This is a genomic window from Actinoalloteichus hoggarensis, assembly GCF_002234535.1.
Lineage (GTDB): Bacteria > Actinomycetota > Actinomycetes > Mycobacteriales > Pseudonocardiaceae > Actinoalloteichus_A > Actinoalloteichus_A hoggarensis.
This window is the reverse complement of sequence record NZ_CP022521.1, coordinates 2044131-2070881: the sequence shown is the minus strand read 5'-3', so window position 1 is coordinate 2070881 and position 26751 is coordinate 2044131. Positions and strand designations below refer to the sequence as shown.

The following is a 26751-nucleotide window of genomic DNA, read 5'->3' as shown; positions in this document are numbered from 1 at the left end:
AACCCGATCCTCCGGCGATCGGCCCCCCACCCATATTCACTCGATCGGAGCAATACCGGTGGCGGCCCGCGGCGCGGTCGACGCCCGTCCGCCGATAACCGTCGGATCGGCGGATGATTCCCACTCCGCTGGGTGAGCACGATGACGCATCCTGGTGATCACGATCCGGTCGTGGACCGCCGACAGGGGGTCGAGCGGGCGACGAGGAGTACGAACTTCTCTCGTTGAACGGCTGTGCGTGCCACCGGGCATGAGAACATCGGCGCTGCCGCGACTTCGGGCTCGCTCTCCGGGAGGTCTCGACGTGATCGACCAGCCCAGCACCACCGCCCCGCCGCTCGACGACTGGGGGTCGCTCTTCCCCGAGGGGACCGCGGGTCGCGCGCCGTCGACACCGCTGCCGCCCGGCAGACTGATCCGACCAGACGAGAGCTTCGCACGGACCAAGGCCTCCCGAGAACGACCCGCGCTGTGGCTCGGCGACGCCGCCGCCGACGGTGCACTGTGGTCCCGGCTGCGCGCCGAACACCCCGTCTCAGGACTGTGGCCGCTGATCCTGGAGACCGCCGAACACGGCGGACTGCCGTGGGAGACCGGAGAGCTCGCCCCGGAGACCGTCGCCGACGTCGACCGATACGACGCCGCCCGCGTCATGGCCGACATCTGGGCCGACTGGCTGGAACCCGCGGGCAGCACCGACACCGGCCATCTCGCCCCCTTCGACTCGACCTTCCCCGGCCTCGCCGAGGCGGGGTCCTCGCCGCGCACCGCCGAGGAGGTCGCCGACTGGTACGCCGACCTGATCGCGTCGGAGTCCGCGCGGCTCGGCCTGGTCGCCGCGCCGCGCAGCGCCGACGCGCTGGCCGTCATCGGCTGGATGGGCCCGACCAACCACTCCGACCGCACCGCGCCGATGGCCGCGATCGTCCGCAGCTGGGAGGACCGGTTCGGCGCCCGCGTCGTCCGAGTCGGCTTCGACACCCTCGACCTCAGCATCGCGGCCCCGCCCACCACCCGGAAGCACGCCGAACACGTCGCCGCCGAGCACTGGGCCTTCTGCCCCGACAACATCGATCAGGGCCCCGGCACCCTCCAGGACTACGCGGCGGACATCCTCGGGAAGAACTCCTGGTCCTTCTGGTGGGACTGACCTGCGCCCGTCGACGACACGTCGACGCGGCGTAGATCCGCGAGGTGCGCCGCCGCGTGCGCCCGACGCCCGCCCCGTACCCCCCGCGCACGACCACGCCGCCCCCGCACCGGACCGGCCCGAACGTCCCGGTGCGACCGTCTCGGCCGCTCCACGCCCGCAACGCGGTGCGGGGACGGGCTCGGCGACCGAAGAGGACCGCACGCTCGTCACCGAGTGCCCGCCCGCTCGACGCACCGACGGAATCGCGCCCGGCGGCCGACCGATCGACAACCCTGCGTCTTCGGCGGCGGCCGACCGGGTAGCGTGCGCAACCGTGGTAGCGCCGGATCCCGTGGACACCCGCCTGCTCGCCGTGGTCGCGGAGGCGGGCCGCACCTCCGTGATCGAGGTGGCGAACCACCTCGGCATGGACGTCCGCGAGGTGGCCGCGCGGCTGGCGGCCCTGTCGATCAGCGGCCTGCCGCTGATCGTCGGCGTGGAGTGCGATCCGCAGGGTATTCGAGGCGCGTTGGCCGCGATCGGGTACTGGGGCGGCCCGCCGCAGCAGGCCCCGCCGATGCCCGGTACTCCCAGCGGGGCCTATCCGATGCACGGCGGCCCGAGCGGCCCCTATCCCCCGGCGGCGGTCAGCGGCCCGTATCCCCAGGGCACGCCGAGCGGACCCTACCCCCCGGCCACCCCGAGCGGCCCGTACCCGATGCAGCAGGGGACTCCCAGCGGGGCCTATCCGGTGCACGGCGGCCCGCCCGCGCCGCCGCACCCTGGCCAGCAGTTCGCGCCGCAGCCGCACGCCGCGCCGCAGCAGGTCGGCCCGCCGAGCACGCCCTTCCCGATGCCCGGCCATGGTCAGGTCGCGAGCCCGCCCAGCACGCCCTTCCCTGCCCAGGGCCAAGACCCGATGAGCACCTGGGGGCCGCCCCAGTCGGCATCGTGGGCCAGGGGTGATCAGCCGACCAACGTGCTCTCCCAGCCCGGCCCGGCGACCAGTGTGCGCCGTACCGGCGAGGTGGGCAGCGCCCTGGACATCCAGGGGCTGGAGGGCGAGCAGCTGCGAATCCAGCTGCTGGAGGTGGTGGACCCGGCGAACTTCCTCTTCGAGGCGGCGGGATACCGGCTCCAAGAGGGCGAACGGGCGGTGGTCGTGCACACCGAGCTGACCAATCGCGGGCAGGTCCCCTTCGCCTCGCTTCCGGACCTCTACCTCATGCTGATCAGCGAGGACGGTCAGGAGATCGGGAAGGCCCCGGTCTCGTTGTCCTCTCGACCGCCGTATCGGATCGGCGTCCAGCCGGGCGAGACGGCGGGCGGACACACCGTCTACGTGCTCCCCGAGTCGACCCGGCTGGCCTCGGTGCGCTGGACGCCACAGCAGGGTGAGGATCGACTCGCTCTGACGTGGACGGTCGAGGACTGACCCGTCCGTCGTCCGCGGCGAGGGTGCCCGGCTGCGGGTCTCCGACACAGGCGCGGGCGGAAGGACGTCACACGCCCGACGGCGGTTCCGACCGTCCGCTCAGGCCGTGCCGCCCCGCCCACGTCGGCCGCCCGAAGCCGGCGCCTGCGGCGCGGGGCAGCACCGGCCGCGTCCGTCGGGACGCCCACTCGGACATCCCCACGCGGCATCGGAGTGCGGTGGGCGGCCCCGCAACCGCGAGCCGAGGTCACGCTCACGGTGATCCGGGCCTGCCTCGACGACAGGGGCGGACGCACACCGCCGCTACGCCGCCACCACGCCCTCCCCGAGCCGCGCCCGTCTCCGCACGAGACTCACCCCGAGGTGATCGGCCCGGCCGCGGCGGTCCCGCTGCCCTCGATCGCCGCGGTCTCGGCGGCGGTGCCGCCCAGGCACGGCCGCAGCAGCTCGGGCGTCGCCGAGCGGGCGAAGCGCAGCGCGTCGCCGGTATCGAGGTCGATGGCGGCGTAGAGCCCGTACCCGGCGGCCGTGGTCGCGCCGACCGTCATCAGACCGAGCCGCCGCTGCAACACCGACTGCCGGATGGTCCAGCCGATCACGGCCTCCCGCCGCAGCACCGCCGTCGTGCGGGTCAACCCGCTCCTGGTGACGAGATGGTCGCCGACCAGCGCATGGCCGAGGGAGCGGTAGGAGAGGACGGCCGCCACCAATCCGAGCGGCAGCACGCCGAGGCCGACCTGCCAGGCCCAGTCGGGGATCACCGGCACCGTCGCGCCCAGCCAGGCCAGCAGACCGGCGGCCAGTGCCGTGACCAGCACGGCCCAGCCCGCTCGGCGCCGCATCGCGGCGGCCGGGTGCCGGATCGGCGTGGTCATGAAGGGACGGTCGTCCGCCAGCACGGCACCCGCGACCCGACGTGCCTCGCGCACCGGCACTCGCGGCAGGACGGCCGCCGCCGCGTTCTCCGAGGTGCTGCCCTCGGACAGCCCCGTGGCGATCACGTTGGTGTCCGCCGTGCGCAGCCACCGCAGCAACAACGGCTCCGCGATCTCGACGCCGCGCAGCCGCCGATCGTCTCGGTTGATCTCGCGGGTCTTGAACAACCCCTGCGAGGTGTGCAGCACCGTGCCCTGCGCGCCGGGCATCCGACTCAGCCGGAACCGCCAGTTCTCCGCGAAGAAGTTGACGGTCAGCGCCAGGGACCCGAGGGCGCCCGCCGCCAGGATGCCCAGCAGGATCAGGGCGACGAGCGGGAGGTCCAGGCCGTCGACGAAGGCCACCACGTCGCCCGTCAGATCGAGTCCGAACGACACGGACAGCCAGTGCGCCCCCCAGAGCAGGCCCGCCGCCGCCACGAAGCCCCAGACGCTGAACATGTTGTGGACGAGCCACTGCCAGCGGAACGACGACAGCACGGTCTCGGCCCCCACCGTCTGCGCGGTGCGCGGCACGCCCGCTCCGGCCGAATCCGTGCCGAGGCCCGCCGCCGGCTCGACGGCGGGGGCCGCCACCCGCTGCCGGGCGGACACGGCCGGGTCGTCGACCGACGCCTCCGCACCCGAGCGGGCACCGACACCGGTGAGCTCCCGGCGCAGTGCCTCGGCCTCGGCCCGCGAGACCGCGTCGAGTTCGAGTTCAGCCTCGGCTCCCGTGGACTGGGCGCCCGCTCGGACGTTGACGACGCGCAGGCCGAAGACGCGATGACGCAGCTTCGCTGTGGTGTCGATGCTGCGAATCCGATCCCGCCGCACCGAACGGTAGGTGCGCACCAGAAGGCCGGAGCGGTACTCGACCCGTTCGTCGGTGATCCGGTAGCGGGTCTTCACCCAGCGCAGCAGGTCGGCGAGGGCGGAGCCGACGCCGACGACGCCGAGGATCGCCGTGGGCCAGATCGCCGACTGGTCGATCACGACGTCGAACACCACGGTCGCCAGCACGAACGGGATGAGGGACAGCACCATCATCACCAGGTCGATCCACACCATGCGGATGTCGAGCCTGCGCCAGGGAACGTCCTCGTCGCCTGCGGTGATCGCCGCCGGGCGAGACTCCTCGGCCGGATCGGCGAGTTCGTCGGCCTGTGTCGGCGTGGTCATGTCGCGTCTCCGGGGGTGGCCTGGGTGATCCTGGTCAGTTCGGTGGTCAGGTCGGCCGCGACCCGATGGTCGAGCCCGACGAGGTAGATCGCGCCGTGGGCGGACGCGGTGGTCACCGCGACGGTGGCCAGCCCGAAGAGCTGTTGCAGCGGCCCCCGCACCGTGTCGACGGTCTGAATGCGCGAGATCGGGGCCACCCGCCACTCCCGGACGAACCAGCCGCTCCGGACGTAGACGGCCTCCTCGGTCGCCTCCCAGCGATGGACCGCGTAGCGCCACAGCGGGACGACGGCCAGATGGGCGACACCGAGCACCGAGGCACCGATCAGCACCGGGCCGACCCACGGCCGGGCGGGCTCGGCGAGCACGTAGGCGGCGACGAGCGCCCCGACGACCACCGCCACGGTCAGCGCTCCTCGAACCAGCCACCAGCCGACGGACCGGCGCTCGATCCGGTGGCGCGGCGGCTGCAACCAGATCTCCTCCCGGTCGGGCGGCGGTACGAGAGCCGCGGCGGCTCCGTTCGACACGGACAGGTCGGTCATGAATTCTCCTCGGGCTGTGTGGAGCGGACGGCGAGCACGAACGCCGTGGCGAGCTCGTCGGCGTAGGCGTCCGCATCGGTCTCGGGGTGGGAGTACAACTCCTGCGGGACGGCCTCCAGCGCGGCGGTCAGCATCAGCGCCAGCACACGCACCGAGAAGTCGCGGAACTCGCCCTCCCGGATGCCTTCGCGCAGCAGTTCGGTGATGCCCCCGGTGAGCTGCTCCCGTCCGGCGGTGGCGCGTCCTTCGTTCACCTCGCTGCGCGTCGCGACGTCGATCTCCCGCAGCGCGTACATCTCGGTGCGGTGGTCCGCGCAGTAGCGGACGAATCCGGTGATCAAGGCCCGGAGCACGCCTTGATAGTCCTCGGCGGCCTCCATCCGCTCGGTGAGCGCCTGGTCCATCCCCTCGTTCACGCTGCGCACCACGTGCGCGATCAGGTCGTCCCTGCCTGCGAAGTGATACGAGATCAGGCCGGCGCTGATCCCGGCGTGCGCGGCGATACGAGCCAGCGAGGCCCTGGCCAGCCCGACCTCGGCGATGGTGTCGATCGCCGCGTGCAGGATCTGCTCCCGCCGGGCGCGCTCGATGAACGAGCGGGATTTCTGGTCGTCCCCCTCAATTCCTGATGGCATGACCAAAAAACTAGCAGGTCCATCAGAACGTCGACGAATCCGCTGGTCAGCGCGATCGGACGGGTCCGGAAGAGCGACGATACGGGCCGCGCGAGGGACGAGGACGTCGCCGAGGGAAGCCGAGCAGACAGGCAGGGGACATCGGAGACGAGAGCGACGGGCGGTATCCCGACCCCGCGTCGCACGGCCGAGGATCTTCCTCGGCGGCCGGGGGAACTCGCCGGATCAGGCAGGGCGGGCCTGCCCGTGCGCTCCGGCATGGAGCGCCCGCATGGACCCGGCGGGACCGGCCCGTCACGGAGACGAGGACCGACTGCGGCTGAGGCGGACATCGCGCCGGGACGGCGCGGCGCGGAACCCGCCTGGCGATCGTCGACGGGGACGGGGCATCCGGCCGGCGGGCGATCCGGGTGGGGACGGACGCTCACCGACACCGGCGAGCGGCGCCAACCTCCGGTACCGGCCCCGCCCCCAGGAAGTCTGCCGGTACGGCGGCGAGGCGCCCGAACCCGGTCAGGCACGACCACCCTCGGCTCGGACGCAGCCCGCCCCGTGCCGAGAAGCCAGGTCCGTCGCCGTCGCGACACGAGAAACCGGCGACGCCGAGGGCCGCGGCGCCGCCATGGCGGTGATCGACGGTCACCGAGCCGATCACGGCGCCGACCTCGCAGGCCGCGGTCGCCGCGGCGCGAGAGACCTCCGAGAGGCGGACCGTCCCGGGAACACCGCGCACCCGCCGACCTCGACGACCGGACACGATCCGCCGCCGAGGCCGGGCACGACGACATCGCTCGACACCGGCCGCCCGGCAGATCAGCGGAGCAGACAGCCGGACGATCCGGCGACGCACGACCACTCAGGGATTGCGGAACGGGCCGGCTCGGATCGGCGCCGCCGCGGAGCGGAACGAACCCGACCCGACGACCGACGCCGCCAGGCTCCCCGCTCGTCACGGCCAAGGCCGCGCGGCGATGCCCACCCCTCGGCGGACGACCCGTCGCCGCCCTCGGCCCCCGGCGGTCGGCCCGCCGCGCCGACCGGCCATACCCGGACTCGACCACCCGCCGCCGTACCGCCCGCGGGCCGCCGTGGAGCGGAGATCAGCCCTCGCGCCTGCCGAACATCCGGCCGACCCAGGAGCCACCGGTGCCGTCCGCGTCGTCCGGCAGCCGCTCCTCGGGGCGCTCGCCCCGATTCCGCGCCAGCGTGGGCCACTCCCGATCCGCCCGCCCGTCGTCGAACGGGTCCGACCCGCCGATGACCGCGGGCGCGGCGTGTCCCACGTCCTCGATCAGGCCCGGCGTCCCGACGTCGTCGAGAACGGGGCCCCCGATCGTCACTCCGCTGCTCACGCCGCCGAGCGGCAGCGGGGTCCCCATCGGCGGCGTGACCGGCTCGGCCCGCCCGGACGCCGAACCCGCGCCGTCGAAGCCCCTGCCGTCGTGCTGTGCACCGGGGACGCCCGCGGGCAGTCGGGTGCCCATCGGCGGGGTCACGGGTTCGACCCGCACCTGCTCCGCCCTGCCGAACTCGTCTCTGCCCTGCACGAGGCCTCCCAGTGGTCCCGGACCATGCGTCGCGATGCTATTACGCGCCGATGACGCCTGTTCGTGAAACGCGCGATCCCGGCACCACCGAGATCAACTCTGATCCCGCAGCCGCTCCAGGGCCTCGGCCAGATCCGCCGGGTACTCGCTCTCGAACTCGACGTACCGCCCGTCGGCCGGGTGCTCGAACCCGAGCCGCCGCGCGTGCAGCCACTGCCTGCTGAGGCTCAAGTCCCTCGCCAGGCTGGGATCGGCGCCGTAGGTCAGGTCGCCGACGCACGGGTGCCGCAGCGCGGAGAAGTGCACCCGGATCTGATGGGTGCGTCCGGTCTCCAGACGGACCTCGGCCAGCGAGGCGTGCCGGAAGGCCTCGACCACCTCGTAGTGAGTCACGCTGGGCCTGCCGTCGGCGATGACGGCGAACTTGTAGTCGTGCCGAGGGTGCCGGTCGATGGGGGCGTCGATGGTGCCCCGCATCGGATCCGGGTGGCCCTGGACGACGGCGTGATAGATCTTGTCGACCGTGCGCTCCTTGAACGCCCGCTTGAGCGTCGAGTAGGCGTGCTCGCTCTTGGCGACCACCATCACGCCGGTGGTGCCCACGTCGAGCCGGTGCACGACGCCCTGCCGCTCGGCGGCACCGGAGGTCGCGACCCGCAGCCCCATCGCGGCGAGCCCGGCCACCACCGTCGGCCCCGTCCAGCCGGGGCTGGGATGCACCGCGACGCCGACCGGCTTGTCCACCACCGCGATGTCGTCGTCCTGATGAATCACCCGCAGGCCGTCGACCTCCTTCGGCTCGACGACCTGGGGCTGTGCAGGCCCCGGCAGCACGACCTCCAGCCTGCTGCCCGCGATCAGCCGATCGCTCTTGCCCGCCGGGCTGCCGTCCACGAGCACGTCGCCCGCCTCGGCCATCGCCACGACCGCCGTCCGGGACAGCCCGAGCAGCTTGGCCAGCCCCGCGTCCACCCGAAGACCGTCGAGGCCGTCGGGCACCGGAAGGGTGCGCTGCTCGCTCATGCGGAATCCTCCTGTCGAGTCCGGTCGGACCCGGTCGCCACCGACTTCCCGGTGGTGTCGGCGCCCGCCTCGCGCGGGTGCGCCTTCGCCGCGTCCTTCGCGGACTTCTTCTCGTTCGTGATCGTCGTGCCGTCGTAGTCCTTGCCGAGGAACGCGAGCAGCACCAGCAGCACTACCCCGCTGACCAGCGAGGAGTCCGCGACGTTGAACACCGGCCACACGCTGCCGTCCGGTGCGAACAGCGACAGGAAGTCCACCACGTGGCCCTCCAGCGGCCCCGGCGCCCGGAAGAGTCGGTCCACGAGGTTGCCGAGCGCGCCGCCGAGCACCAGGCCGAGCCCGATGCCCCAGCCGACGGAACGCAGTCGTGGGGCGATCCACAGGATGCCGATCACGACGCCGATCGCGATGAGGCTCAGCAGCCAGGTCATCCCGGTGGCCATCGAGAAGGCGGCGCCGGGATTGCGGAAGAGCACCAGATAGAGGCCGCCGCCGAACAGCTCCACCGGCGGGCGGTGTTCCAACGTGGCGACGGCGACGACCTTGGTGACGATGTCGAGCACCAGGACCAGCAGCGCGGCGAGGGCGAGCAGCCCCACCCGTCTCTTCGGCAGCGGCGCCGCCGCCTGCTCGGGCGAGCCGGTGCCCTCGGCCTGCGCCGAGTCCTGGACACCGCCTGCGCCGTCGACGCCCGCGGGCCTGTCTCCCGCAGGACTGTCTCCCGCAGCGGCGTGGCGCGCGTCGGCGCCCGGCGCGGCCGGCTCGGCACGGGACGGGTCACCCGCCCCGTCGACGGGGTCGGAGTCGGGATGCTCGGAGTTCACCCGGCCATTGTCCCGTACTCCGAGCGGGCGACGGACGGCGACGCACGGCGACGGCCCGCACCCACGAGGCTCGGCCCGGCCGCACCGGCCCCGCAGCGGTCGGCCCGGCGGCGCCCGCTCCCTGATCCGCCCGACGGCACTGCCGCCGGGCGCCGTCGGACCCGTTGCCCGGACGAGCAGCCGAGAGCCCCGGACCCGATACGCGGACGTCCGGCGTACCGATCCCCCGCACCCGGAACACGGCGGCGGGCGAGGCCATGTCTCGGGAGAACGGCCAGTCGACCGCCACGCCCGGCCCGACCAATGCCCTGGCCAGGAAGGTGCCGTGCGTGCCGACGACGATCCTGGCCTCGGGGTGCCGTGCGACGAGGTCGACCAGCGCGGCCGAGGCCCGCGCGGTCAGCTCGCCGAGGCTCTCGCCGCCGGGTCCGCAGTGCTTCGGATCGGCCCAGCTCGCCGCGTAGTGCCGGGCGTAGTCCGGCGTCGGAGCGAGCCCGGAGTCCCACTCACGCAGGTCGGTACGGGTCAGGACGGGCAGGCCCAGCTCCGCCGCCGACGGTGTGACCGTCTGCACGGCACGCCGATAAGGACTGGCGTAGACGACGTCGGGCGGCGGCGAGCACAGCTCGGTCACCAGTCGGCCGCCTGGGCCAGTCCCCCGTCGCTCAGGGGCCGCACCGACTCGGCCGAGGCACCCGGTCGGGGCGGGATCGACTCCGCGTGGCGCACGAGCACCACTTCAGCGCCCATCCGCGCCCCCTCGGCTCGACGTGAACAGCGAATCCAGGTGGACACCGACCGCCCGGACACCGAGGAATCCCCCGGACCGTCCGCCCGGCGGCGGATCACACCGCCGGGCGGAGCCGCCGTCAGCTCGGCTCGGCCGCCTTCGCCGCCGTGCCTCGGCAGCAGTGCGCCCCTCAGGCCTTGGCCACGGCGACGGCGATCTCCGCGCCCTCGCCGACCGTGCCCTCGAAGCCGCCCTCGACCGGGCCGAAGACGACCCGCACCGCGAGCGTCTCCTGGGCGAGGAAGCCCTCCCTCGGGCGCAACGAGTCGACGACCTCGGCGCCGGCCTGCACCGTCAGCTCGATGCGGTCGGACACGTCGAGATCGGCGTCCCGGCGGGCCTGCTGCACCACCCGGACCACGTCCTTGCACAGCCCCTCGGCCGCCAGCTCCTCGGTGACCTCGGTGTCGAGCACCACCACGCCCGTCCCGCCGGGCAGCGCCGAGGTCGCCGACGGATCGGCCGCCACCAGGCGCTCCTCGAACTCACCCGGCAGCAGCCGGACGCCCGCCGCCGAGACGGTGCCGTCGGACTCCGAAGTCCACTCGCCCGCCTTGACCGCGCGGATCACCTGCTGCACGGCCTTGCCGAGCCTCGGCCCGGCCGCCCTGGCGTTGACCACGACCTCGAACCGCCCGTAGGCGGACACGTCGGTGGTCAGCTCGACGTCCTTGACGTTGACCTCGTCCCGGATCAGCCCGGTGAAGGGCTCCAGAGCCGCCGCGTCCGGCGCCGCCACCACGAGGGTGCGCAGCGGCAGCCGCACCCGCAGCTTCGCGGCCTTGCGCAGCGCGGAGGTCGTGGAGCAGACCTGCCGCACCCGGTCCATCGCGATGACCAGCGCCGGGTCGGCGGGCAGCTCGTCCACCAGCGGCCAGTCGGCCAGGTGCACCGACCTGCCGCCGGTCAGCCCCCGCCACACCGCCTCCGTGGTCAACGGCAGCAGCGGCGCGGCGACCCGACAGAGCACCTCCAGCACGGTGTGCAGCGTGTCCACCGCGGCCTGATCGCCCGCCCAGAACCGCTCGCGCGACCGCCGGACGTACCAGTTGGTCAGGACCTCCAGGAAGCCCTCGATCTGCGAGCAGGCGCCCGGCAGGTCGTACACGTCGAACGCGGCGCCGACGTCGACGACCAGCTCATGCGTCTTGGCCAGCACATACCGGTCCAGGACGTGGTCGGAGACCGTCCGTCCCGTCCTCGCGGTGTACTCGGGGTCGGCCTGGGAGGCGCCCTCGATCGACTCCGCGTTGGCGTAGAGGGCGAGGAAGTACCACGAGTTCCACAGCGGCAGCACCGACTGCCGGATCGCCTCGCGCACCCCGCGTTCGGTGACGATGAGGTTGCCCCCGCGCAGGATCGGGCTGGCCATCAGGAACCAGCGCATCGCGTCCGAGCCGTCCCGCTGGAAGACCTCGTCGACAGCCGGGTAGTTGCGCAGCGACTTCGACATCTTCTGACCGTCGTCGCCCAGCACGATGCCGTGCGCCGCGACGTTGCGGAACGCGGGCCGGTCGAACAGGGCGGTCGCCAACACGTGGAGCGTGTAGAACCACCCCCTGGTCTGGCCGTTGTACTCGACGATGAAGTCGCCGGGGTAGTGGTGTTCGAACCACTCCCGGTTCTCGAACGGGTAGTGCACCTGCGCGAAGGGCATCGAGCCCGACTCGAACCAGCAGTCCAGCACCTCCGGCACCCGGCGCATGGTGGAGCGGCCGGTCGGGTCGTCCGGGTTCGGCCTGGTCAACCGGTCGATGAACGGCCGGTGCAGGTCTTGCGGACGAACGCCGAAGTCACGTTCCAGCTCGTCGAGCGAGCCGTACACGTCGACCCTCGGATAGGCCGGGTCGTCGGACGTCCACACCGGGATCGGCGAGCCCCAGTAGCGGTTCCGCGAGATCGACCAGTCCCGGGCGCCCTCCAGCCACTTGCCGAACTGGCCGTCCCTGATCTGGCTCGGCACCCAGTCGATCTGCTGGTTCAGCTCGACCATGCGGTCCCGGAACCGCGTCACGGCGACGAACCAGGAGGAGACGGCCCGCTGGATCAGCGGATTACGGCACCGCCAGCAGTGCGGGTAGGGGTGGTCGTAGGTCTCGTGCCGCACGAGGAGCCCGGCGGCCTTGAGATCCCGGATGATCTCCTTGTTCGCCTCGAAGACCTGCCGCCCCTCGTACGGCGGAACCTCCCCGGTGAACCGTCCCCGCGAGTCGACCGGCACCACCGGTTCGATGCTCGCCGCGTCGGTCACCGCCTTGTCCTCCTCACCGAAGGCCGGGGCGATGTGCACGAGGCCGGTGCCGTCCTCGGTGGTGACGTAGTCGGCGGCCAGGATGCGGTGGGCGTTCTCCCGGCCCGCGAAGAAGTCGAAGGGCGGCGTGTAGCGACGGCCGAGCAGATCCGCTCCCGTGCAGCGCGCCACGATCCGGTCGGCGGCGTCCTCACCCAGCTCCCTGGCGTAGTGGGCCAGCCGGGCCTCGGCGAGCAGATAACGCTCGCCCTCGTGCTCGACCGTCACGTACTCGACGTCCGGGTGGACGGCCATGGCGAGGTTGCTGGGCAGCGTCCACGGGGTCGTCGTCCAGATCAGGGCCAGCTCACCGGTCTCCAGCCGCATCGCGACGGTGACCGCCGGGTCCTGTCGGTCCCGGTAGACGTCGTCCATCTTCGTCTCGGTGTTCGACAGCGGCGTCTCGCAGCGCCAGCAGTACCAGAGGACCCGGAAGCCCTCGTAGACCAGACCCTTGTCCCAGAGCGACTTGAAGGCCCACATGACGCTTTCCATGTAGTCCAGGTCGAGGGTCTTGTAGTCGTCGTCGAAGTCCACCCAGCGGGCCTGCCGGGTGACGTAGTCGCGCCACTGGTCGGTGTACTGGAGCACCGAGGTGCGGCAGGCGTCGTTGAACACCTCGACGCCCATGGCCTCGATCTCGGACTTGTGGTCGATCCCCAGCTGACGTTCGGCCTCCACCTCGGCGGGCAGGCCGTGGCAGTCCCAGCCGAAGCGGCGCTCCACGCGCCTGCCGCGCATGGTCTGATAACGGGGGACGACGTCCTTGACGTAGCCGGTGAGCAGGTGCCCGTAGTGGGGCAGGCCGTTCGCGAACGGCGGACCGTCGTAGAAGACGAACTCGTTCGAGCCGTTCTCGCCGGAGGGACGGGCACGCACGCTCTCCGCGAACGTGTCGTCGGCCGACCAGTAGGACAGCACCGCGTTCTCCAGTTCCGGGAAGAACGGCTGCGCGGGGACGCCTGCGGTGTCCGGACCGGTGAGACGGACCTTGGGGTAGGCCATCGGAGTTTCTCCTCGCAGGGTGGTGGCGATCGTCGCGGAGGTCCGCTGCCGTGCGGACTCCCTCCGGGGACGACGTGCCGCCTTCGACACCCCGCGGTACCACCCCGCTTGCCGACGCACCCCGCTCTCGGCGGCGTCGACCTCTCGTTCGCGGGCTGTGACGGGCCCACCCGGCCGGTTCTACTAGGGGCCCGCGGCGGCGCCCGGTTCTTCCGGCGGCTCCCCGGTGATGTCCGGATCAACGCCTTCTCACGCATAGATTAGCGCCGAGCCGAGATCCGCTTCATCCGGCCGACGCCGCACGACGATCGGCACGGCCGCGCGGCACCGCGGCCATCGACCCCGAGACAGACGGCACCGCCCCAGCGGAGCCCGCTGGGGCGGTCGACGATCCTCGACGCCGATCCCGACCGACGTCGCCGGTCGGCCTCGGTGCTCAGCCCGCCTCGGCGGTGCGACCGCCGAAGCTGTATCCCGTCTGGTGGCTGGATCGCGTGGACTCGGCGGACGGGACGGCGCTGCCCCGATCCTCCAGTTCCCGCAGCTGCGAGTCCAGCATCGTCTTGAGCCGGGTCCGGTACTCGCGCTCGAAGGTGCGCAGCACCTCGATCTCCTTCTCCAGGCTGTTCTTCTCCTGGGTGATCCCCGCGAGGATCTCCGAGTGCTTGCGCTGCGCGTCACGCTCGAGGGTGGCGGCCTTCTCCCTGGACTGCCGCTCCACGGTCTCGGAACGGGTCCGCGCGTCGCCCAGCATGGTCTCGGCCCGAGTGCGGGCCTCGTTCACCATGCCGTCGGCCTTGGTTCGCGCGTCGGAGAGCAGCTGCTCGGACTTCGTCCTGGCCTCCGAGAGCATTCCGTCGGCCTCGGCCTTGGCCTCTCCGGTGAGGCGGTCGGCCATCTCCTGCGCGAGCCCGAGGACCTTGGCGGCCTGCACGTGGTGGTCGCCCCCCGGCGCGGTCTGCTCCACCAACGACGGCGGCGGCACCGGCGAGAGCCTGCGGGGCTCCTCCTGCCTGCTCGCCGCGACCGGTGCGGCCGCTGCCCCCGCGCGAGCGTCCTCCAGGTCGGCACGCGCGTTGTCGAGCTGCTGGTCCAGCTGCTCGATCTGGTTACGCAGCTCGTTGTTCTCCTCGATCAGTCTGGCAAGTTCGCCTTCAACCAGGTCGAGGAATGCGTCCACCTCGTCCTCGTTGTAGCCCCGCTTGCCAATCGGTGGCTTGCTGAACGCGACGTTGTGCACGTCGGCGGGCGTCAACGGCATGGCTAGATCACCTCACGCACTCCTCGACAGCGGAACCCCGGAGCTCCCCGCGGCCGGTCTGCCCGTGTCGTCTTGTTCAAGTCGGGATCACCAGTCGCATCAGGATGAAGACGACCAGCAGTAGAACCATAATCGACAGGTCTAGTCCGACACCGCCGATCCGAACTGTCGGGATCACGCGCCGCAGCGCACGAACCGGCGGGTCGGTCACTGTGTAGATGGTCTCGAGCGCGACCGCAACCCCCCCGGCCGGACGCCACTCCCTGGCGAACGACCGGACCAGCTCCACCACGATACGCGCCATCAAGAGCAGCCAGAAGAAGAAGAGCGCGTAGTAAGCGATGATCCGGAAGAGTTCCACACCCCAACTCTGCCATCATCCGCCGTCAGCCGAACAGACCACCCTCGGCGATCCGCCGCCGCTGCTCCGCCGTGACGTCCACATCGGCGGGCGAGAGCAGGAAGACCTTGCTCGTCACCTTGTCGATGTCCCCCCGGAGAGCGAACGCCAGCCCGGCGGCGAAGTCGACGAGACGCCGGGCGTCCGCGTCGGTCATCTCGGTCAGGTTGATGATCACCGGGGTGCCCTCGCGGTAGTGCTCCCCGATGGTCCTGGCCTCGATGTAGGTCTTGGGGTGCAGCGTCGTGATCCGGCCCGCCGCCGCCGAGGCGGCCGAGGACTCCGTCGCGGGCCGGATCCTGGTCACCGAGTCGCGCTGCGAGTCGACCGCCAGCGCCCCCCTGGTGGCGGGCTGCGGCGACCACGCGCCCCGGGCCCTGGACCTGCCCTGAACCGCCTCGACGGCGTCATCGTCCTCGTCGAAGTCGACCGGCCGGTAGCCGCCGCGCAAGGCGGTCGCACGCCGCGACCGAGCCCCCGCCCGATCGGGGTAGGAGTCGTACTCGTCCGATTCGTAGCCCGCCTCGTCGTAGTCGTCCATGTCCTCGGCGGGGACCATCCCGAAGTAGGCCTTCAGCTTCTGCAGTGCGCTCATCGACAGCCCTTCCCCGCATCCGGACTGGCTGACCTGGCCACCGTCCCGACGCCTGTCCCGACGACGGTGTGACCCGCCGTCTGCCTCCCCACAACGCCCGTACTCACGCTATCGGCCTGGTACCCAGAAGCGCCGTTCCGACACGCACACTCGTGGAGCCCGCCGCAATCGCCCGTTCGAGGTCATTACTCATCCCCGCCGAGATCTCCACCGCGTCCGGGTGATCACGCCGCAGCAGGTCCGACACCGTGTTCAAGGTCTCGAAAGAGCGCTCAGAGTCTCCTCCGAGCGGGGCGACAGCCATCACCCCAATGAGTCGCAATTCACCCGAATGGTCGACCATTTCTGCGATCTGCGCCACCTCTTTCGGCGGACAGCCGCCCCGCCCCGGCGCTCCGTCGAGGCTGACCTGCACCAACACGTCGAGACGAGACTCACGTCGGCCCGACTCCCGCGCCGCCGCCACCGCCCTGGTCAACGCCTCGACGAGCCGCGGACTGTCGACCGACTCGACGACGTCCGCCCACCTGGCCACCGACCGCGCCTTGTTCCGCTGCACCTGCCCCACCATGTGCCAACGAGGCCGCAGGCCGGGCCGCAGCTCGGCGACCTCGGCCGCCTTGGGCGCCGCGTCCTGATCCCGGTTCTCGCCGAACTCGGTGAGTCCGAGATCACCGAGCAGCGCGACGTCGGAGGCCGGGAACGTCTTCGTCACCGCGAGCAGTCGGACCGCGTCGAGCGGTCGACCGGCGGCGGAACAGGCCGCCGCGATGCGGTCGCGGACCGCCGCGAGCCGCCCCGCGAGGAACTCGCGGCGCTCGTCCGCACCGGAGACGTCCTCTTCAGTCACGAGTCCGCGTCCAGCCAGATCGCCGCGCCGAATCGCCCAGTGGTCGATTCCCTGCGGTGACTGAACAGCTCTGGAGACTCCACGGTGCATCGCGGGTCCATCCCGAGCCTGGCGATCCCCGCCTCGGTGAGCTGCCTGCGCAGTCCGGCCCGCAGATCCAGCCCCGGCCTGCCCTGCCGGGTCCGTGAGGCCGAGCCGGGCAGATGGGCGTCGACGTCGGCCCGCATCGCGGCGGGCACCTCGTAGCACTTCCCACAGATCGACGGGCCGAGCAGCGCCTCCACCCGTTCGACACTGGCGCCCATCTCGATCATCGCGCGCAACGCGGCGGGGACGACGCCGACTCGGCTGCCGACCCGACCCGCGTGCACCGCGGAGACCACGCCCGCCTCCGGGTCCGCGAGCAGCACCGGCACGCAGTCGGCCACCAACGCCACCAGGGCCAGACCCGGTCTCGTGGTGACCAGCGCGTCGGTCGCCTCCACCGGCTCGGCCGTCGGCCCGTCCACGATCGCGGTGCCGCGGCCGTGTACCTGCTCCATCCAGACCAGGCCGTCGGGTGTCCCCGGGAGCTCGGCGGCGAGCCGCCGCCGATTCGCCTCGACCGAGGTCGGGTCGTCTCCGACGTGGTCACCGAGGTTGAACGAGTCGTACGGAGCCGAGGACACACCGCCGTCCCGCGTGGTGATCACTCGCCGGACTCGCACCCGTCACCCCTCCTGCCGCCGAAGGGTCCGCCCCTTCGCCGCGCGGCTCCCCGCCGCACGGCGAAGGGGCCGCGAGGACGGGTGCCGTCCGGCACCGGGCATCCCCACCTCAGGCGATCTTAAAGCCGGGCGGGCGACGCATCTCCCACCGGGCACGCCTCGCTACCGAGTCGTGACGCGCCGGGTGGAGGGGGCGATTCAGCGCCGCATGAACGGCGGGATGTCGACCTCGTCGTCCTCGCCCTCGTCGGACACCGGCAGTGACCGACCGGGCAGACCGCCCGGCCGCGCCGTTCCCGGGAGCGACGAGCGGGATGTTTCGTAACCGCCCAGATCACGACCGGGCGGCGGCCCGGCGGAGTCCAGACCACCGAAACGCCCGCCGTGCATCGGCGGCGGCATCGTCGGCCGAGGCCCCATGGGATCGGACTGCCGCGACACCGAGGGCGTCACGGGATCGGGATTCACCGGATGCTGATGACGCATCGGCGAGGCCGTCCGTTCCGGAGCGTGCTCCGGCTGCGCCGTCGGCGGCGGCTCACCCGAACCCGGCGGCCCCGAGGTGGCGGCGGCCACCGGCGCCCGTGAGCTGACGGGCGCGGGCTCCAGCTTCTTGTGCGTCGGCCCGCCGCTGTCGAAGCCCGCGGCGATCACCGTCACCCTGACCTCATCGCCGAGGGAGTCGTCGATCACCGTTCCGAAGATGATGTTCGCCTCCGGATGCGCGGACTCCTGGACGAGCGAGGCGGACTCGTTGATCTCGAACAGCCCCAGGTCCGAGCCGCCCGCGATGGAGAGCAGCACGCCGTGCGCTCCGTCCATCGAGGCCTCCAGCAGCGGCGAGTTGATCGCCTTCTGCGCGGCCTGCACGGCTCTGCCCTCGCCTCGGGCCGAGCCGATGCCCATCAAGGCACTGCCCGCCCCGGACATGACGCTCTTCACGTCGGCGAAGTCGAGGTTGATCAGACCCGGCGTGGTGATCAGGTCGGTGATGCCCTGGACACCGGACAGCAGGACCTCGTCCGCCGAACGGAAGGCGTCCATGAGGCTGACCCCGATGTCCCCGAGCTGGAGGAGTCGGTCGTTCGGGATGACGATCAGGGTGTCGCACTCGTTGCGCAACTCCTGGATGCCGTCCTCGGCCTGCTTCCCCCGCCGCTTGCCCTCGAAGGAGAACGGCCGGGTGACGACGCCGATGGTCAGCGCGCCGAGCTTGCGGGCGATCGAGGCGACGACCGGCGCGCCGCCGGTTCCGGTGCCACCACCCTCGCCCGCGGTGACGAACACCATGTCGGCGCCCTTGAGGACCTCCTCGATCTCCTCGCGGTGATCCTCGGCGGCCCGGTGACCGACCTCGGGATTGGCTCCCGCACCGAGGCCGCGCGTGAGCTCGCGGCCGATGTCGAGCTTGACGTCCGCATCGGACATCAGCAGTGCCTGTGCATCGGTGTTGACCGCGATGAACTCAACACCCTTGAGCCCGACCTCGATCATGCGGTTGACTGCGTTGACTCCGCCGCCACCGATGCCGACGACCTTTATCACCGCGAGATAGTTGTGCGGGGGCGTCATCGGGTCCGCCTTCCTGATCGTGGCTCGTGCTCGGGCTGTCGTGCCTGCGCCTGCACGTCCAGGCCGCCTGCCCTGGACCGACAGAGGTCGACCTCCGCGATGAGGCCGGAGGTCCGTCGACCCCGGTACTTCCGCTGCGGACGTTAGGCACCGTAGCGCCCCCGGTCCAGCAGCCACGCCGGGCGCCGATGATGTGAGACATCACCCGTGAGGATCAGTCCCCTTCGGATGATGACCAGAACATCCAAGCGGCCGCCCGAGTCTGATGCAAGCCTGCCAGACGAACGACTTCGATGCGCGGCACACCGCTGTACTGATGGGCGATCCCCCGTCACGACCGCCGACCGATCGCCGCCTGCCGGGAACTCCGTGACGGCGGATCACGTGGCGGCTCAGTGGTGATGCCCGTGCCCGAACTCGTCCTCCTCGGGCGGCTCCACGAGTTCTCGATACCGCTCGAAGGCCGCGTCGTGATCCCGACCGCTCGGACGCACCGGAGTCCCGAGGGCCGGACGGGCGGACGGGACGGGCACCCCCGCCTCGGCGGCGGCGAGCATCGCCGCGCCCACCGCCGAGGCGCTGCGCAGCTCCACGGGAGACAGCTCCACGTCCAGCACATCGGCCACCAGCGCACGGAACCGGTCGTCCCGGACGGCACCACCGGCGAGCCGGATCGAGTCCGGCAGCGGCTCAGGCAGCGCGCTCGCCGCGTCCCGCACGGCGAAGGCGACACCCTCGACGGCGGCCCGCAGGATCGTGCGTCGATCGTGTCCCAGCCGCAGCCCGGTGAACGCGGAGGCGAGCGTCGAATCCATCCTGGGGGTGCGCTCGCCGGTGAGGTACGGCACGAAGGTCACGCCGTCGGCGCCGGGTTCGTCGTCGGCCGCCGCGTACACCTCGGACCAGTCGGCGCCCACGAGGGATCGAACCCAGTCCAACGCCAAGCCGGCGTTCTGCACCGCCGCCATCCGATACCAGCCCCGCGGCCGCGCCGTCCGGTACAGGTGGACGAGCGGCTGCGGTGCGGTGCTCGGATCATCGGTGAGCGTCACGAGTTGAGCGCCGCTGCCGATGGTGAGCTGGGCCTCGCCCGGGCCCAGGCCGGTGGCCAGCAGCGCGGCCGCGGTGTCGGCCGCGCCGAACACCACCGGGATGTCGGCGGGCAGTCCCAGCTCGGCGGCGGGCTCTGGTCGCAGGGCTCCGGCGACCGCGGCCGAGGCGCCCACCGGGGGCAGCAGCCGGGTCGGCAGGCCCATGGACTCGACGACGCGCTCCGACCAGGTGTCCGCCCCGACGTCCCACAACAGGGTCGCCGAGGCGTCGCTCGGCTCGGTGCCGACCGCGCCGGTGAGTCGCAGCCGCAGCCAGTCCTTGGGCAGCAGCAGCCGGTCGGCCGCCGCACAGTTCCCGGGTTCGTGCTCGGCCACCCAGCTCAGCAGCGGACCGGTCATGCCCGGCATGATCGGGTTGCCCAGCGTGCCGCGCAGCGCCGTCGGCAGCTCGCCCCACTCCTCGGTCTCTGGCAGGGCGCGCCGATCCGGCCAGAGCAGCGCGGGGCGCAGCGGCTCTCCCCGCCGATCGACCAGGACGAGCCCGTGCATCTGGCCGGTCACGCCCACCCCGGAGACCGCGATCGCGGACCGACCGCCGCACCGGGCCGCCGCCCGGCCGACGGCGTGCACGACGGCGATCCACCAGTCCTTCGGGTCCGCCTCCGCCCAGCCCGGCCGCGCGCTACGCGGGGGACAGTCCGCGGCGCCCTCGCCGAGGAGCTCACCCGACGCCGCCAGGAGCACGGCCTTGACCCCGCTCGTCCCCAGGTCGATCCCCAACAGCGCCTCGGTCCTCACCACGACAGCCTCTCATCCGCGGCACGGCAGGACACGGACGCCGATCCCGTGTCTCTCACACCGTCGAGCCGGACCGCCGACGCCCCGGAACCCGACCGCCGGTTCCGGCGGGCGAATGGGCGACGGGCGTCCGCCGCGACCGTGACGGCGGGTCTGCCGTAGCGAACCGTCCGCAAGCCGGCAGGCTCGACGACGCAGGCGCCGGGGCAGGACCGGCGAGCACGAGGCGGAGGGCGACCGGCGATGAACACGGGCAGCGTTGCCGACGAGACGACGGGCGGGACCGACACGGTCGCCGCCGGGACGCCCGCCGGCGCCCCCGCGACCGGCGCTCCCGCCCGAGCGGCGGCGTCCACGGTGGACCTGAACTGCGATCTCGGCGAGGGATTCGGGATCTGGACACTCGGCGACGACGACGCGCTGCTGGACATCGTCACCAGCGCGAACATCGCCTGCGGCTTCCACGCGGGCGACCCGAGCATCCTGCGTGGAGTGACCGAGCGGGCGGTCGCCGCAGGCGTGGTGATCGGGGCACAGGTCTCCTATCGCGACCTGGCGGGCTTCGGCCGCCGCTTCATCGACGTCGAACCGGCCGCGTTGGCCGACGACGTCGTCTACCAGCTCGGCGCGCTCGACGGCTTCGCCAGGATCGCGGGCGACCGCGTCCGCTACGTCAAGCCGCACGGCGCCTTGTACAACGCGATCGTCACCCACGCCGAGCAGGCCGCCGCCGTCGTCGCGGCGGTGCGGGACTACGACCCGACGCTGGCGGTGCTCGGGCTGCCCGGCTCGCGATGGCTCGCCCAGGCCGAGGAGGCCGGGCTGCCCACCGTGCACGAGGCGTTCGCCGATCGGGCCTACACCGCGCAGGGCACGCTGGTGTCGCGCCGCGAGCCGAACGCGGTGCTGCACGACGCCTCGGAGATCGCCGACCGGTGTGTCCGGATGGCGCGCGACGGACTGGTGCGGGCCACGACCGGCGAAGACGTCGAGGTCCGGCCGCACTCGTTGTGCGTCCACGGCGACACCCCGGGTGCGGTGGAGATCGCCCGGCTGGTCCGCGATCGACTCACGGCGGCGGGCATCGTGCCCGCGGCCTTCCGGTGACGGCCGTGCCCGAGCCCGTCGCGAACGGCGACCCGAGCGAGCCCGAGGCCGCCGCGGTCGCCTCGGCGGAATCGGCGGCCGCACCGGCCGCGCTCGACGCGGACGGACCGGCGAGGGCCCGCTCCGGGACGGCCCGGCCCGCGTCGTCGGGACCGACCATCCGCCGGATGGGACGCGGCGCGCTGCTCGTCGAGCTCGACGACCTGACCCAGGTGCAGGCGCTGCACCATGCGCTGACGGTGGATCGACCCGCGGCGGTCGAGGAGATCGTGCCCGCGGCGCGCACCGTGCTGATCCGCTTCGACGCCGATCGGCTCCCGGCCGCCCGACTCGTGGACGAGCTGAGATCGCGGGATCTCGCCCCCGTTCCGGACCGGGAGGGCACGCTCGTGGAGATCCCGGTCTCCTACTCGGGTCCGGATCTCGGCGAGGTGGCCGAGTTGACGGGACTGTCCGAGCAGGACGTCGTGCGCCGCCACAGCGGGCGCGAGTACCGGGTGGCGTTCTGCGGATTCGCTCCAGGCTTCGGCTATCTGGTCGGTGGCGATCCGCGTCTGCGCGTGCCGCGCCGCGAGACGCCGAGGGTGCGGGTCCCCGGCGGCGCGGTGGCGCTCGCCGACGAGTTCAGCGCCGTCTATCCCCGCGAGTCTCCCGGTGGCTGGCGGCTGCTGGGTCGCACCGAGCTGACGTTGTGGCGGCCCGACCGGCCGGACCCGGCCCTGTTGACGCCGGGAGACCGCGTCCGCTTCCGTGAGGTGCGCTGATGTCCGTCGACCCGCACGGTTCGGTGACGGTGCGCGCACCGGGCTCGCTGGCCACGGTGCAGGACCTGGGCAGGCCCGGCTACGCCGCGCTGGGGGTGACGCGATCGGGGGCGGCGGACCCGCCCGCGCTGCGACTCGCCAATCGGCTCGTGGGCAACCCCGAGTCGTGCGCCGCGATCGAGGCCACCTTCGGCGGTCTGCGAGTCGAGTTCGACACGCCCGTTCTGCTCGCGCTCGCCGGTGCCGAGGTGCCCGCCACCGTGAGCGGCCGGGCGATCGGCATGCACGCGCCGGTCTGGGCCGAGGCGGGCGACCGCCTGAGCCTGGGTCGTCCCGGCCGCGGCCTGCGCACCTATCTCGCGGTGCGCGGCGGCATCGCCGCGCCGCCGACGCTCGGCTCCCGATCCACCGACCTGCTCTCCGGTCTGGGCCCCGCGCCCCTGACCGAGGGCGTCCGACTGCCGTTGGGTCCTCGGCCCGACGGCTGGCCGGTGGTGGACCAGGCACCGGTCGCCCCGCTGCCCGAGATCCCCGTGCTGCGCCTGTGGCCCGGGCCTCGCGACGACTGGTTCGATCCCGCGGCGCTCCGGCTGCTGTGCACGAGCGACTACGAGGTCACGGAGCAGAGCAACCGGGTGGGGCTGCGACTGGCGGGTCCCCCGCTGCCCAGACTGGTGGCGCGGGAGCTGCCCTCCGAAGGCATGGTGCGGGGTGCGATCCAGGTTCCGCCGAGCGGCCTGCCCGTGCTGTTCCACGTCGACCACCCGGTCACGGGCGGCTACCCGGTGATCGCCGTGGTGGACGAGGACGATCTGCCGTCGGCCGCGCAGGTCCGGCCGGGTGGAGTGATCCGTTTCCGGCTCGCGACCGACCGCGACTGACCCGCCGCGCACGGCCCGATACGTGCGGCGGTGTCCTCGGGCCGATCGACGCGACGAACCAGGCTGTTCGCCGAACCAGGCCGTCGCCAGACCCGGCGGCGACCGGCCCGGCACGAGGAAACTCCGGCCCGGACCGCGATCAGCGCAGCCCGGCGGCGATGGTGTCGATCAGTCGCGCGGAATCGGCCTCCGAGAGTGCACTCCAGGACAGCAGATCGAACGTCGCCGCGTAGTGTTCGACGTCCTCGGCGTGCTCCACCACCTGCGCGACGCGATCGTTCTCCAGCCAGACCGCGGACCGACCGGGGACGTCGTCGAAGCCCAGCAGTGTGAAGGCCGATTCCATCGACGGATGAGCCCCGCTGTGGAAGGGCAGCACGCGGATCGAGATCTCCGGCTGCTGTCCGGCCACCAGCAGCCAGTCGAGCTGATCGCGCATCTCTCGAGCACCGCCGACCAGCCGTCGCAGGGCACCCTCGCCGACGACCGAGACGAGGCGGACGCCGTTGTCCGAGAGCGCCTCTCGCCGCAGCCTGCCCAGCCGGACCGCCTCGTCGAGCTCCTCCGCGGAGAGCCCCGGCAGCGCCGCCGCCCGGACCGCCCGCAGATATCCGTCGGTCTGGGCGAGCGGCGGCAGCAGCTCAGGATGCCAACTCCGCAGCTCCGTCGCGGTGCTCTCCATCTCGAGCTGGTAGGCCCCGACCTGGCTGACCGAGGGCTGCGCCCGCTCCCACCAGCCGGGCCGGTCGGCCTCCTCCGCCAGCTCGAGGTAGCGCCCTGCTTCGGCCGGATCGACGCCGTAGGCCGCCAACAGCACCCGCACGTCCACGGGGCGCACCCGCCGCACCCCGTTCTCGATGCGGCTGACCGTGGGCGTCGAGAGACTGGTCTGTCGAGCCGCCTCCAGCACCGTGATGCCTCGCGCCATGCGCAGCTCCCGCAGCGCGGCGCCGAGCTGCCGTCTTCTCAGACTGGGACCGGACATGGTGGACCTCCGCTCGGTGTCTCCCTTGCCCCCTACTCTGATCAACAGCAAGCCCGCCGCCAAGGAGGTTCACCCGACCGGGCATACCTCTGGTGATCCACGGAGGCGTCCGACGCCCAGGTGGTCCGACGCCCGAACGCCCCGACGACTCAGCCCAGACGCGCCGGGCTCAGCTCGCGCAGTCGGGGCAGGACCTGCTCCGCGTAAAGCTGGAGGAATCGGGGCTGGTCCTCGCCGGGGGCATGGAACACCAGGTGGTCGAAGCCGAGGTCCAGGTAGGTCTTGATCCGCTCGACGTGCTCCTCCGCATCGTCGGAGACGATCCACCGGCTCGCGGCCTGCTCGGCCGTCAGCTCGGCCGCCAGTCGCTCCATCTCGCGCGGGTCCTCGACCCCCACCTTCGACTCCGGCGGCAGCGCCAGCGCCGCCCAGTTGCGGGTGTCCTCCATCGCCCTGGCGCGGTCGAGGTCGAAGGACACCTTCACCTCGATCATCCGTTCCAGCTTCTCCGGATCGCGTCCGGCCTTGGCGGCGCCCTCCACCAGGCCGGGCAGGAGCGCGTCCCGGTACAGCTCGACGCCCTTGCCGCTGGTGCAGATCATTCCGTCGCCGGACCGCCCGGCGAAGCGGGCCATCCTGGGGCCGCCGGCGGCGATGAAGATCGGGATCTGCTCGTCGGGGCGGTCGTAGACCGTCGCGTTCTCCGTGCGGTAGTAGGTGCCCTCGTGGCTGACGTGATCGCGCTGCCACAACTCCCGGATCAGCCCGACCGACTCCCCCAGCCGCTCGAAGCGCTCCTTGTACGCGGGCCACTCCATCCCGGTGGCGGGCACCTCGTTCAGAGACTCGCCGGTGCCCACGCCCAGGATCACCCGACCGGGGAAGAGCACGCCCAGCGTCGCGGTCGCCTGCGCCACCATGGAGGGGTGATGCCGGAAGGTCGGGGTCAGCACGCTCGTGCCGATCTGCACTCTGGTGGTGCGTTCACCGAGGGCGCCGAGCCAGGCGAACGCATAGGGCGCGTGCCCGTCGGTGTGCTTCCACGGCTGGAAGTGATCGCTGATCATCACCGAGTCGAAGCCCGCCTCCTCGGCGAGCACCCCGAACTTCAGCAGCGTGCGCGGTTCGAACTGCTCCGCCGATGCCTTGTAGCCGATCTTGAGCATGTCGTCGCCTTTCTGTCGCCAAGGACGTCGCCCGCCGGTCCGCCCGGCCGAGTTGATCCACTGATCATCCCAAGTCGATTCGGCGAGTGAGGATTCCCGAGCCGACGCGGATCACCTTCTCGTCCGCGGCGCGGTGCGCGCCGCGGGCCGAGTCGGACCCGGCATCAGGGTTCGCGGGCCGAGTACTCCGCGCCGACACCACGGGGCCTGCGCCGCACCGCCCCACGGGGTCCGCACTCTCGAACGCCACATCGGGGACCCTCGGTTCACAGTGCCGGTCGAGCCCGCGGCAAGTCGTCCGACCGCGCAGGTGAAGCGCCCGATCGGGTGGAAAGCCGAAACGAACCGGCGTGGCGCGCGCCCGTGTCGGCCCGACGGCTCAGCTGATCGTGGGCAGATCGGGAGAGGCGACGTCGTACACCGCACCCTCCTGGGTGAGCAGGGCGGCCAGAACCCGCCCCTTGCGCTCGGAGTCCAGCGCCTCGCCCCAGCGGACCTCACGCCCCAGGCTCAGGGCCAGTCGGATGTCGTGGACCGAGTCCGCGCTCACCGAGCGCACCTCGGATCGGACCTCGTCGGGCAGCGAGTCCACGACTCGCACGGCCGCCAGCGTGGCCGGGTCCTCCGGGCCGGGGCTGCTCACCTTCAGCTCGGGCAGTCCCGCAGGCGGTTCGTCCACCGTCGCGTAGGCCAGGCCGGTCCGATCGGTGAGCCAGAGACCGTCGGAGTCGCGCAGCAGCACCACGGGCTCCCGCTCCACGACGTTCAGCACCGCCGTCGACGGCCACGAACGCCCCACCGTCACCTGAGCGACCCTGGGCAGCTCGGCGATCCTGCCGTGCACCGTCTCGGTGTCCAGCCGCAGCATGGGCGTGCCCAGCGTGACGCCCGCCGCGTCGAGGACGTCCTGCTCCGCGAGTTCCCGGACGCCGACGACCTCCACGGAGCGGACCGACAGCAGCGGGCTGTACCAGAGCACCGCCGTGATGGTCAGTGCCGCGAGGAGCAGGATCGCCAACCCCCGGGGACGCAGCAGGTCACGCAGCAGGGTGCGCGGGGTCCGCCGTGCTCGACGCTGCCGGTCGCGACGCGACCGAGCCCGTACCGAGCGGCCGCGGACGGAGCGGACCGGGCCGGTTCGTCGCCCGGCGCGTGCCTCCGTGTCGCCCGCGCCTCGAGTCCGGTGTGCGCTGCGGACGCCCGCGTCGGAACGACGTCGGGCCCGACCGGACCGCACGCCGCGTCCGGCGGGCGACGAACCGCGTTCCCCGGCACGCCGAACGCGCCGGGC

Annotated in this window: 23 protein-coding genes; 5 read left to right on the top strand and 18 right to left on the bottom strand. The window is 72.4% G+C overall.

All coding sequences use genetic code 11. The features are described from left to right. Nucleotides 1–304: 304 nt before the first annotated feature. Nucleotides 305–1150 (top strand): DUF4253 domain-containing protein, encoded by an 846-nt coding sequence (locus AHOG_RS09180; RefSeq protein WP_245856662.1) that lies wholly within the window; start codon nucleotides 305–307, stop codon nucleotides 1148–1150. A gap of 316 nt (nucleotides 1151–1466) precedes the next feature. After that, nucleotides 1467–2567 (top strand): AsnC family protein, encoded by a 1101-nt coding sequence (locus tag AHOG_RS09175; RefSeq protein ID WP_093940969.1) that lies wholly within the window; start codon nucleotides 1467–1469, stop codon nucleotides 2565–2567. Nucleotides 2568–2920: 353 nt separating this feature from the next. Here AHOG_RS09175 and AHOG_RS09170 read toward each other — a convergent pair whose 3' ends face one another. The 15 genes from AHOG_RS09170 to AHOG_RS09095 all read right to left on the bottom strand — a co-directional run bounded on the left by AHOG_RS09170 (nucleotide 2921) and on the right by AHOG_RS09095 (nucleotide 20560). After that, on the bottom strand, nucleotides 2921–4663 hold the full coding sequence (locus AHOG_RS09170) for a PH domain-containing protein (RefSeq protein WP_093940968.1): 1743 nt from the start codon (nucleotides 4661–4663) through the stop codon (nucleotides 2921–2923). Further along, nucleotides 4660–5208: a PH domain-containing protein gene (locus AHOG_RS09165; RefSeq protein WP_093940967.1), complete on the bottom strand. Its 549-nt coding sequence runs from the start codon at nucleotides 5206–5208 to the stop codon at nucleotides 4660–4662. The genes AHOG_RS09170 and AHOG_RS09165 overlap by 4 nt, the downstream gene beginning before the upstream one ends. After that, the gene (locus AHOG_RS09160) at nucleotides 5205–5843 is read right to left on the bottom strand and encodes a TetR/AcrR family transcriptional regulator (RefSeq protein WP_093940966.1); all 639 of its coding nucleotides are present in this window, start codon (nucleotides 5841–5843) and stop codon (nucleotides 5205–5207) included. The genes AHOG_RS09165 and AHOG_RS09160 overlap by 4 nt, the downstream gene beginning before the upstream one ends. A gap of 1100 nt (nucleotides 5844–6943) precedes the next feature. Next, on the bottom strand, nucleotides 6944–7390 hold the full coding sequence (locus tag AHOG_RS09150) for a hypothetical protein (RefSeq protein ID WP_093940964.1): 447 nt from the start codon (nucleotides 7388–7390) through the stop codon (nucleotides 6944–6946). 93 nt (nucleotides 7391–7483) lie between these two features. Then, entirely contained in the window at nucleotides 7484–8413 is a 930-nt protein-coding gene (locus AHOG_RS09145; protein WP_093940963.1) for an RluA family pseudouridine synthase, read from the bottom strand. After that, nucleotides 8410–9237 carry a signal peptidase II gene (lspA, locus tag AHOG_RS09140; RefSeq protein ID WP_093940962.1) on the bottom strand — a complete coding sequence of 276 codons (828 nt, stop codon included), beginning with the start codon at nucleotides 9235–9237 and terminating at the stop codon, nucleotides 8410–8412. Before lspA ends, AHOG_RS09145 begins: the two co-directional genes overlap by 4 nt. Beyond that, a complete protein-coding gene (locus AHOG_RS09135; protein ID WP_157736727.1) occupies nucleotides 9191–9871 on the bottom strand; it encodes a histidine phosphatase family protein in 681 nt (226 codons plus the stop codon). Before AHOG_RS09135 ends, lspA begins: the two co-directional genes overlap by 47 nt. A gap of 286 nt (nucleotides 9872–10157) precedes the next feature. Continuing rightward, complete coding sequence (gene ileS / locus AHOG_RS09130; RefSeq protein WP_093940960.1) at nucleotides 10158–13322, bottom strand: isoleucine--tRNA ligase; 3165 nt, start codon at nucleotides 13320–13322, stop codon at nucleotides 10158–10160. Nucleotides 13323–13758: 436 nt separating this feature from the next. After that, nucleotides 13759–14583: a DivIVA-like cell division protein Wag31 gene (wag31, locus tag AHOG_RS09125; protein ID WP_093940959.1), complete on the bottom strand. Its 825-nt coding sequence runs from the start codon at nucleotides 14581–14583 to the stop codon at nucleotides 13759–13761. Between the two features lie 76 nt (nucleotides 14584–14659). Beyond that, nucleotides 14660–14944 (bottom strand): YggT family protein, encoded by a 285-nt coding sequence (locus tag AHOG_RS09120; RefSeq protein ID WP_093940958.1) that lies wholly within the window; start codon nucleotides 14942–14944, stop codon nucleotides 14660–14662. A 25-nt stretch (nucleotides 14945–14969) separates the two neighbouring features. Continuing rightward, the gene (locus AHOG_RS09115; protein ID WP_093940957.1) at nucleotides 14970–15578 is read right to left on the bottom strand and encodes a cell division protein SepF; all 609 of its coding nucleotides are present in this window, start codon (nucleotides 15576–15578) and stop codon (nucleotides 14970–14972) included. A gap of 103 nt (nucleotides 15579–15681) precedes the next feature. Further along, nucleotides 15682–16428 carry a YggS family pyridoxal phosphate-dependent enzyme gene (locus tag AHOG_RS09110; RefSeq protein ID WP_245856660.1) on the bottom strand — a complete coding sequence of 249 codons (747 nt, stop codon included), beginning with the start codon at nucleotides 16426–16428 and terminating at the stop codon, nucleotides 15682–15684. Beyond that, nucleotides 16425–17135, bottom strand: a complete 711-nt coding sequence (gene pgeF, locus AHOG_RS09105; protein WP_093940955.1) for a peptidoglycan editing factor PgeF — start codon at nucleotides 17133–17135, stop codon at nucleotides 16425–16427. The genes AHOG_RS09110 and pgeF overlap by 4 nt, the downstream gene beginning before the upstream one ends. A 198-nt stretch (nucleotides 17136–17333) precedes the next feature. Then, the gene (gene ftsZ / locus AHOG_RS09100; RefSeq protein WP_093940954.1) at nucleotides 17334–18707 is read right to left on the bottom strand and encodes a cell division protein FtsZ; all 1374 of its coding nucleotides are present in this window, start codon (nucleotides 18705–18707) and stop codon (nucleotides 17334–17336) included. A 392-nt stretch (nucleotides 18708–19099) separates the two neighbouring features. Next, complete coding sequence (locus AHOG_RS09095) at nucleotides 19100–20560, bottom strand: xylulokinase (protein ID WP_211290559.1); 1461 nt, start codon at nucleotides 20558–20560, stop codon at nucleotides 19100–19102. Between the two features lie 240 nt (nucleotides 20561–20800). Here AHOG_RS09095 and AHOG_RS09090 point away from each other — a divergent pair, with 240 nt between their 5' ends. The 3 genes from AHOG_RS09090 to AHOG_RS09080 are packed head-to-tail and all read left to right on the top strand — an operon-like array spanning nucleotide 20801 to nucleotide 23309. Beyond that, entirely contained in the window at nucleotides 20801–21664 is an 864-nt protein-coding gene (locus AHOG_RS09090) for a LamB/YcsF family protein (protein WP_093940953.1), read from the top strand. Between the two features lie 5 nt (nucleotides 21665–21669). Next, a complete protein-coding gene (locus AHOG_RS09085; RefSeq protein ID WP_311770132.1) occupies nucleotides 21670–22428 on the top strand; it encodes a 5-oxoprolinase subunit B family protein in 759 nt (252 codons plus the stop codon). Beyond that, nucleotides 22428–23309, top strand: coding sequence for a 5-oxoprolinase subunit C family protein (locus AHOG_RS09080; RefSeq protein WP_093940952.1), 882 nt, complete (start codon nucleotides 22428–22430; stop codon nucleotides 23307–23309). Before AHOG_RS09085 ends, AHOG_RS09080 begins: the two co-directional genes overlap by 1 nt. A gap of 139 nt (nucleotides 23310–23448) precedes the next feature. Here AHOG_RS09080 and AHOG_RS09075 read toward each other — a convergent pair whose 3' ends face one another. The 3 genes from AHOG_RS09075 to AHOG_RS09065 all read right to left on the bottom strand — a co-directional run bounded on the left by AHOG_RS09075 (nucleotide 23449) and on the right by AHOG_RS09065 (nucleotide 26697). Then, nucleotides 23449–24294, bottom strand: a complete 846-nt coding sequence (locus tag AHOG_RS09075; RefSeq protein WP_093940951.1) for a helix-turn-helix domain-containing protein — start codon at nucleotides 24292–24294, stop codon at nucleotides 23449–23451. A gap of 149 nt (nucleotides 24295–24443) precedes the next feature. Beyond that, complete coding sequence (gene fgd / locus AHOG_RS09070) at nucleotides 24444–25460, bottom strand: glucose-6-phosphate dehydrogenase (coenzyme-F420) (protein ID WP_093940950.1); 1017 nt, start codon at nucleotides 25458–25460, stop codon at nucleotides 24444–24446. A gap of 379 nt (nucleotides 25461–25839) precedes the next feature. Continuing rightward, complete coding sequence (locus AHOG_RS09065) at nucleotides 25840–26697, bottom strand: cell division protein FtsQ/DivIB (RefSeq protein ID WP_169725831.1); 858 nt, start codon at nucleotides 26695–26697, stop codon at nucleotides 25840–25842. Nucleotides 26698–26751 lie beyond the last annotated feature (54 nt).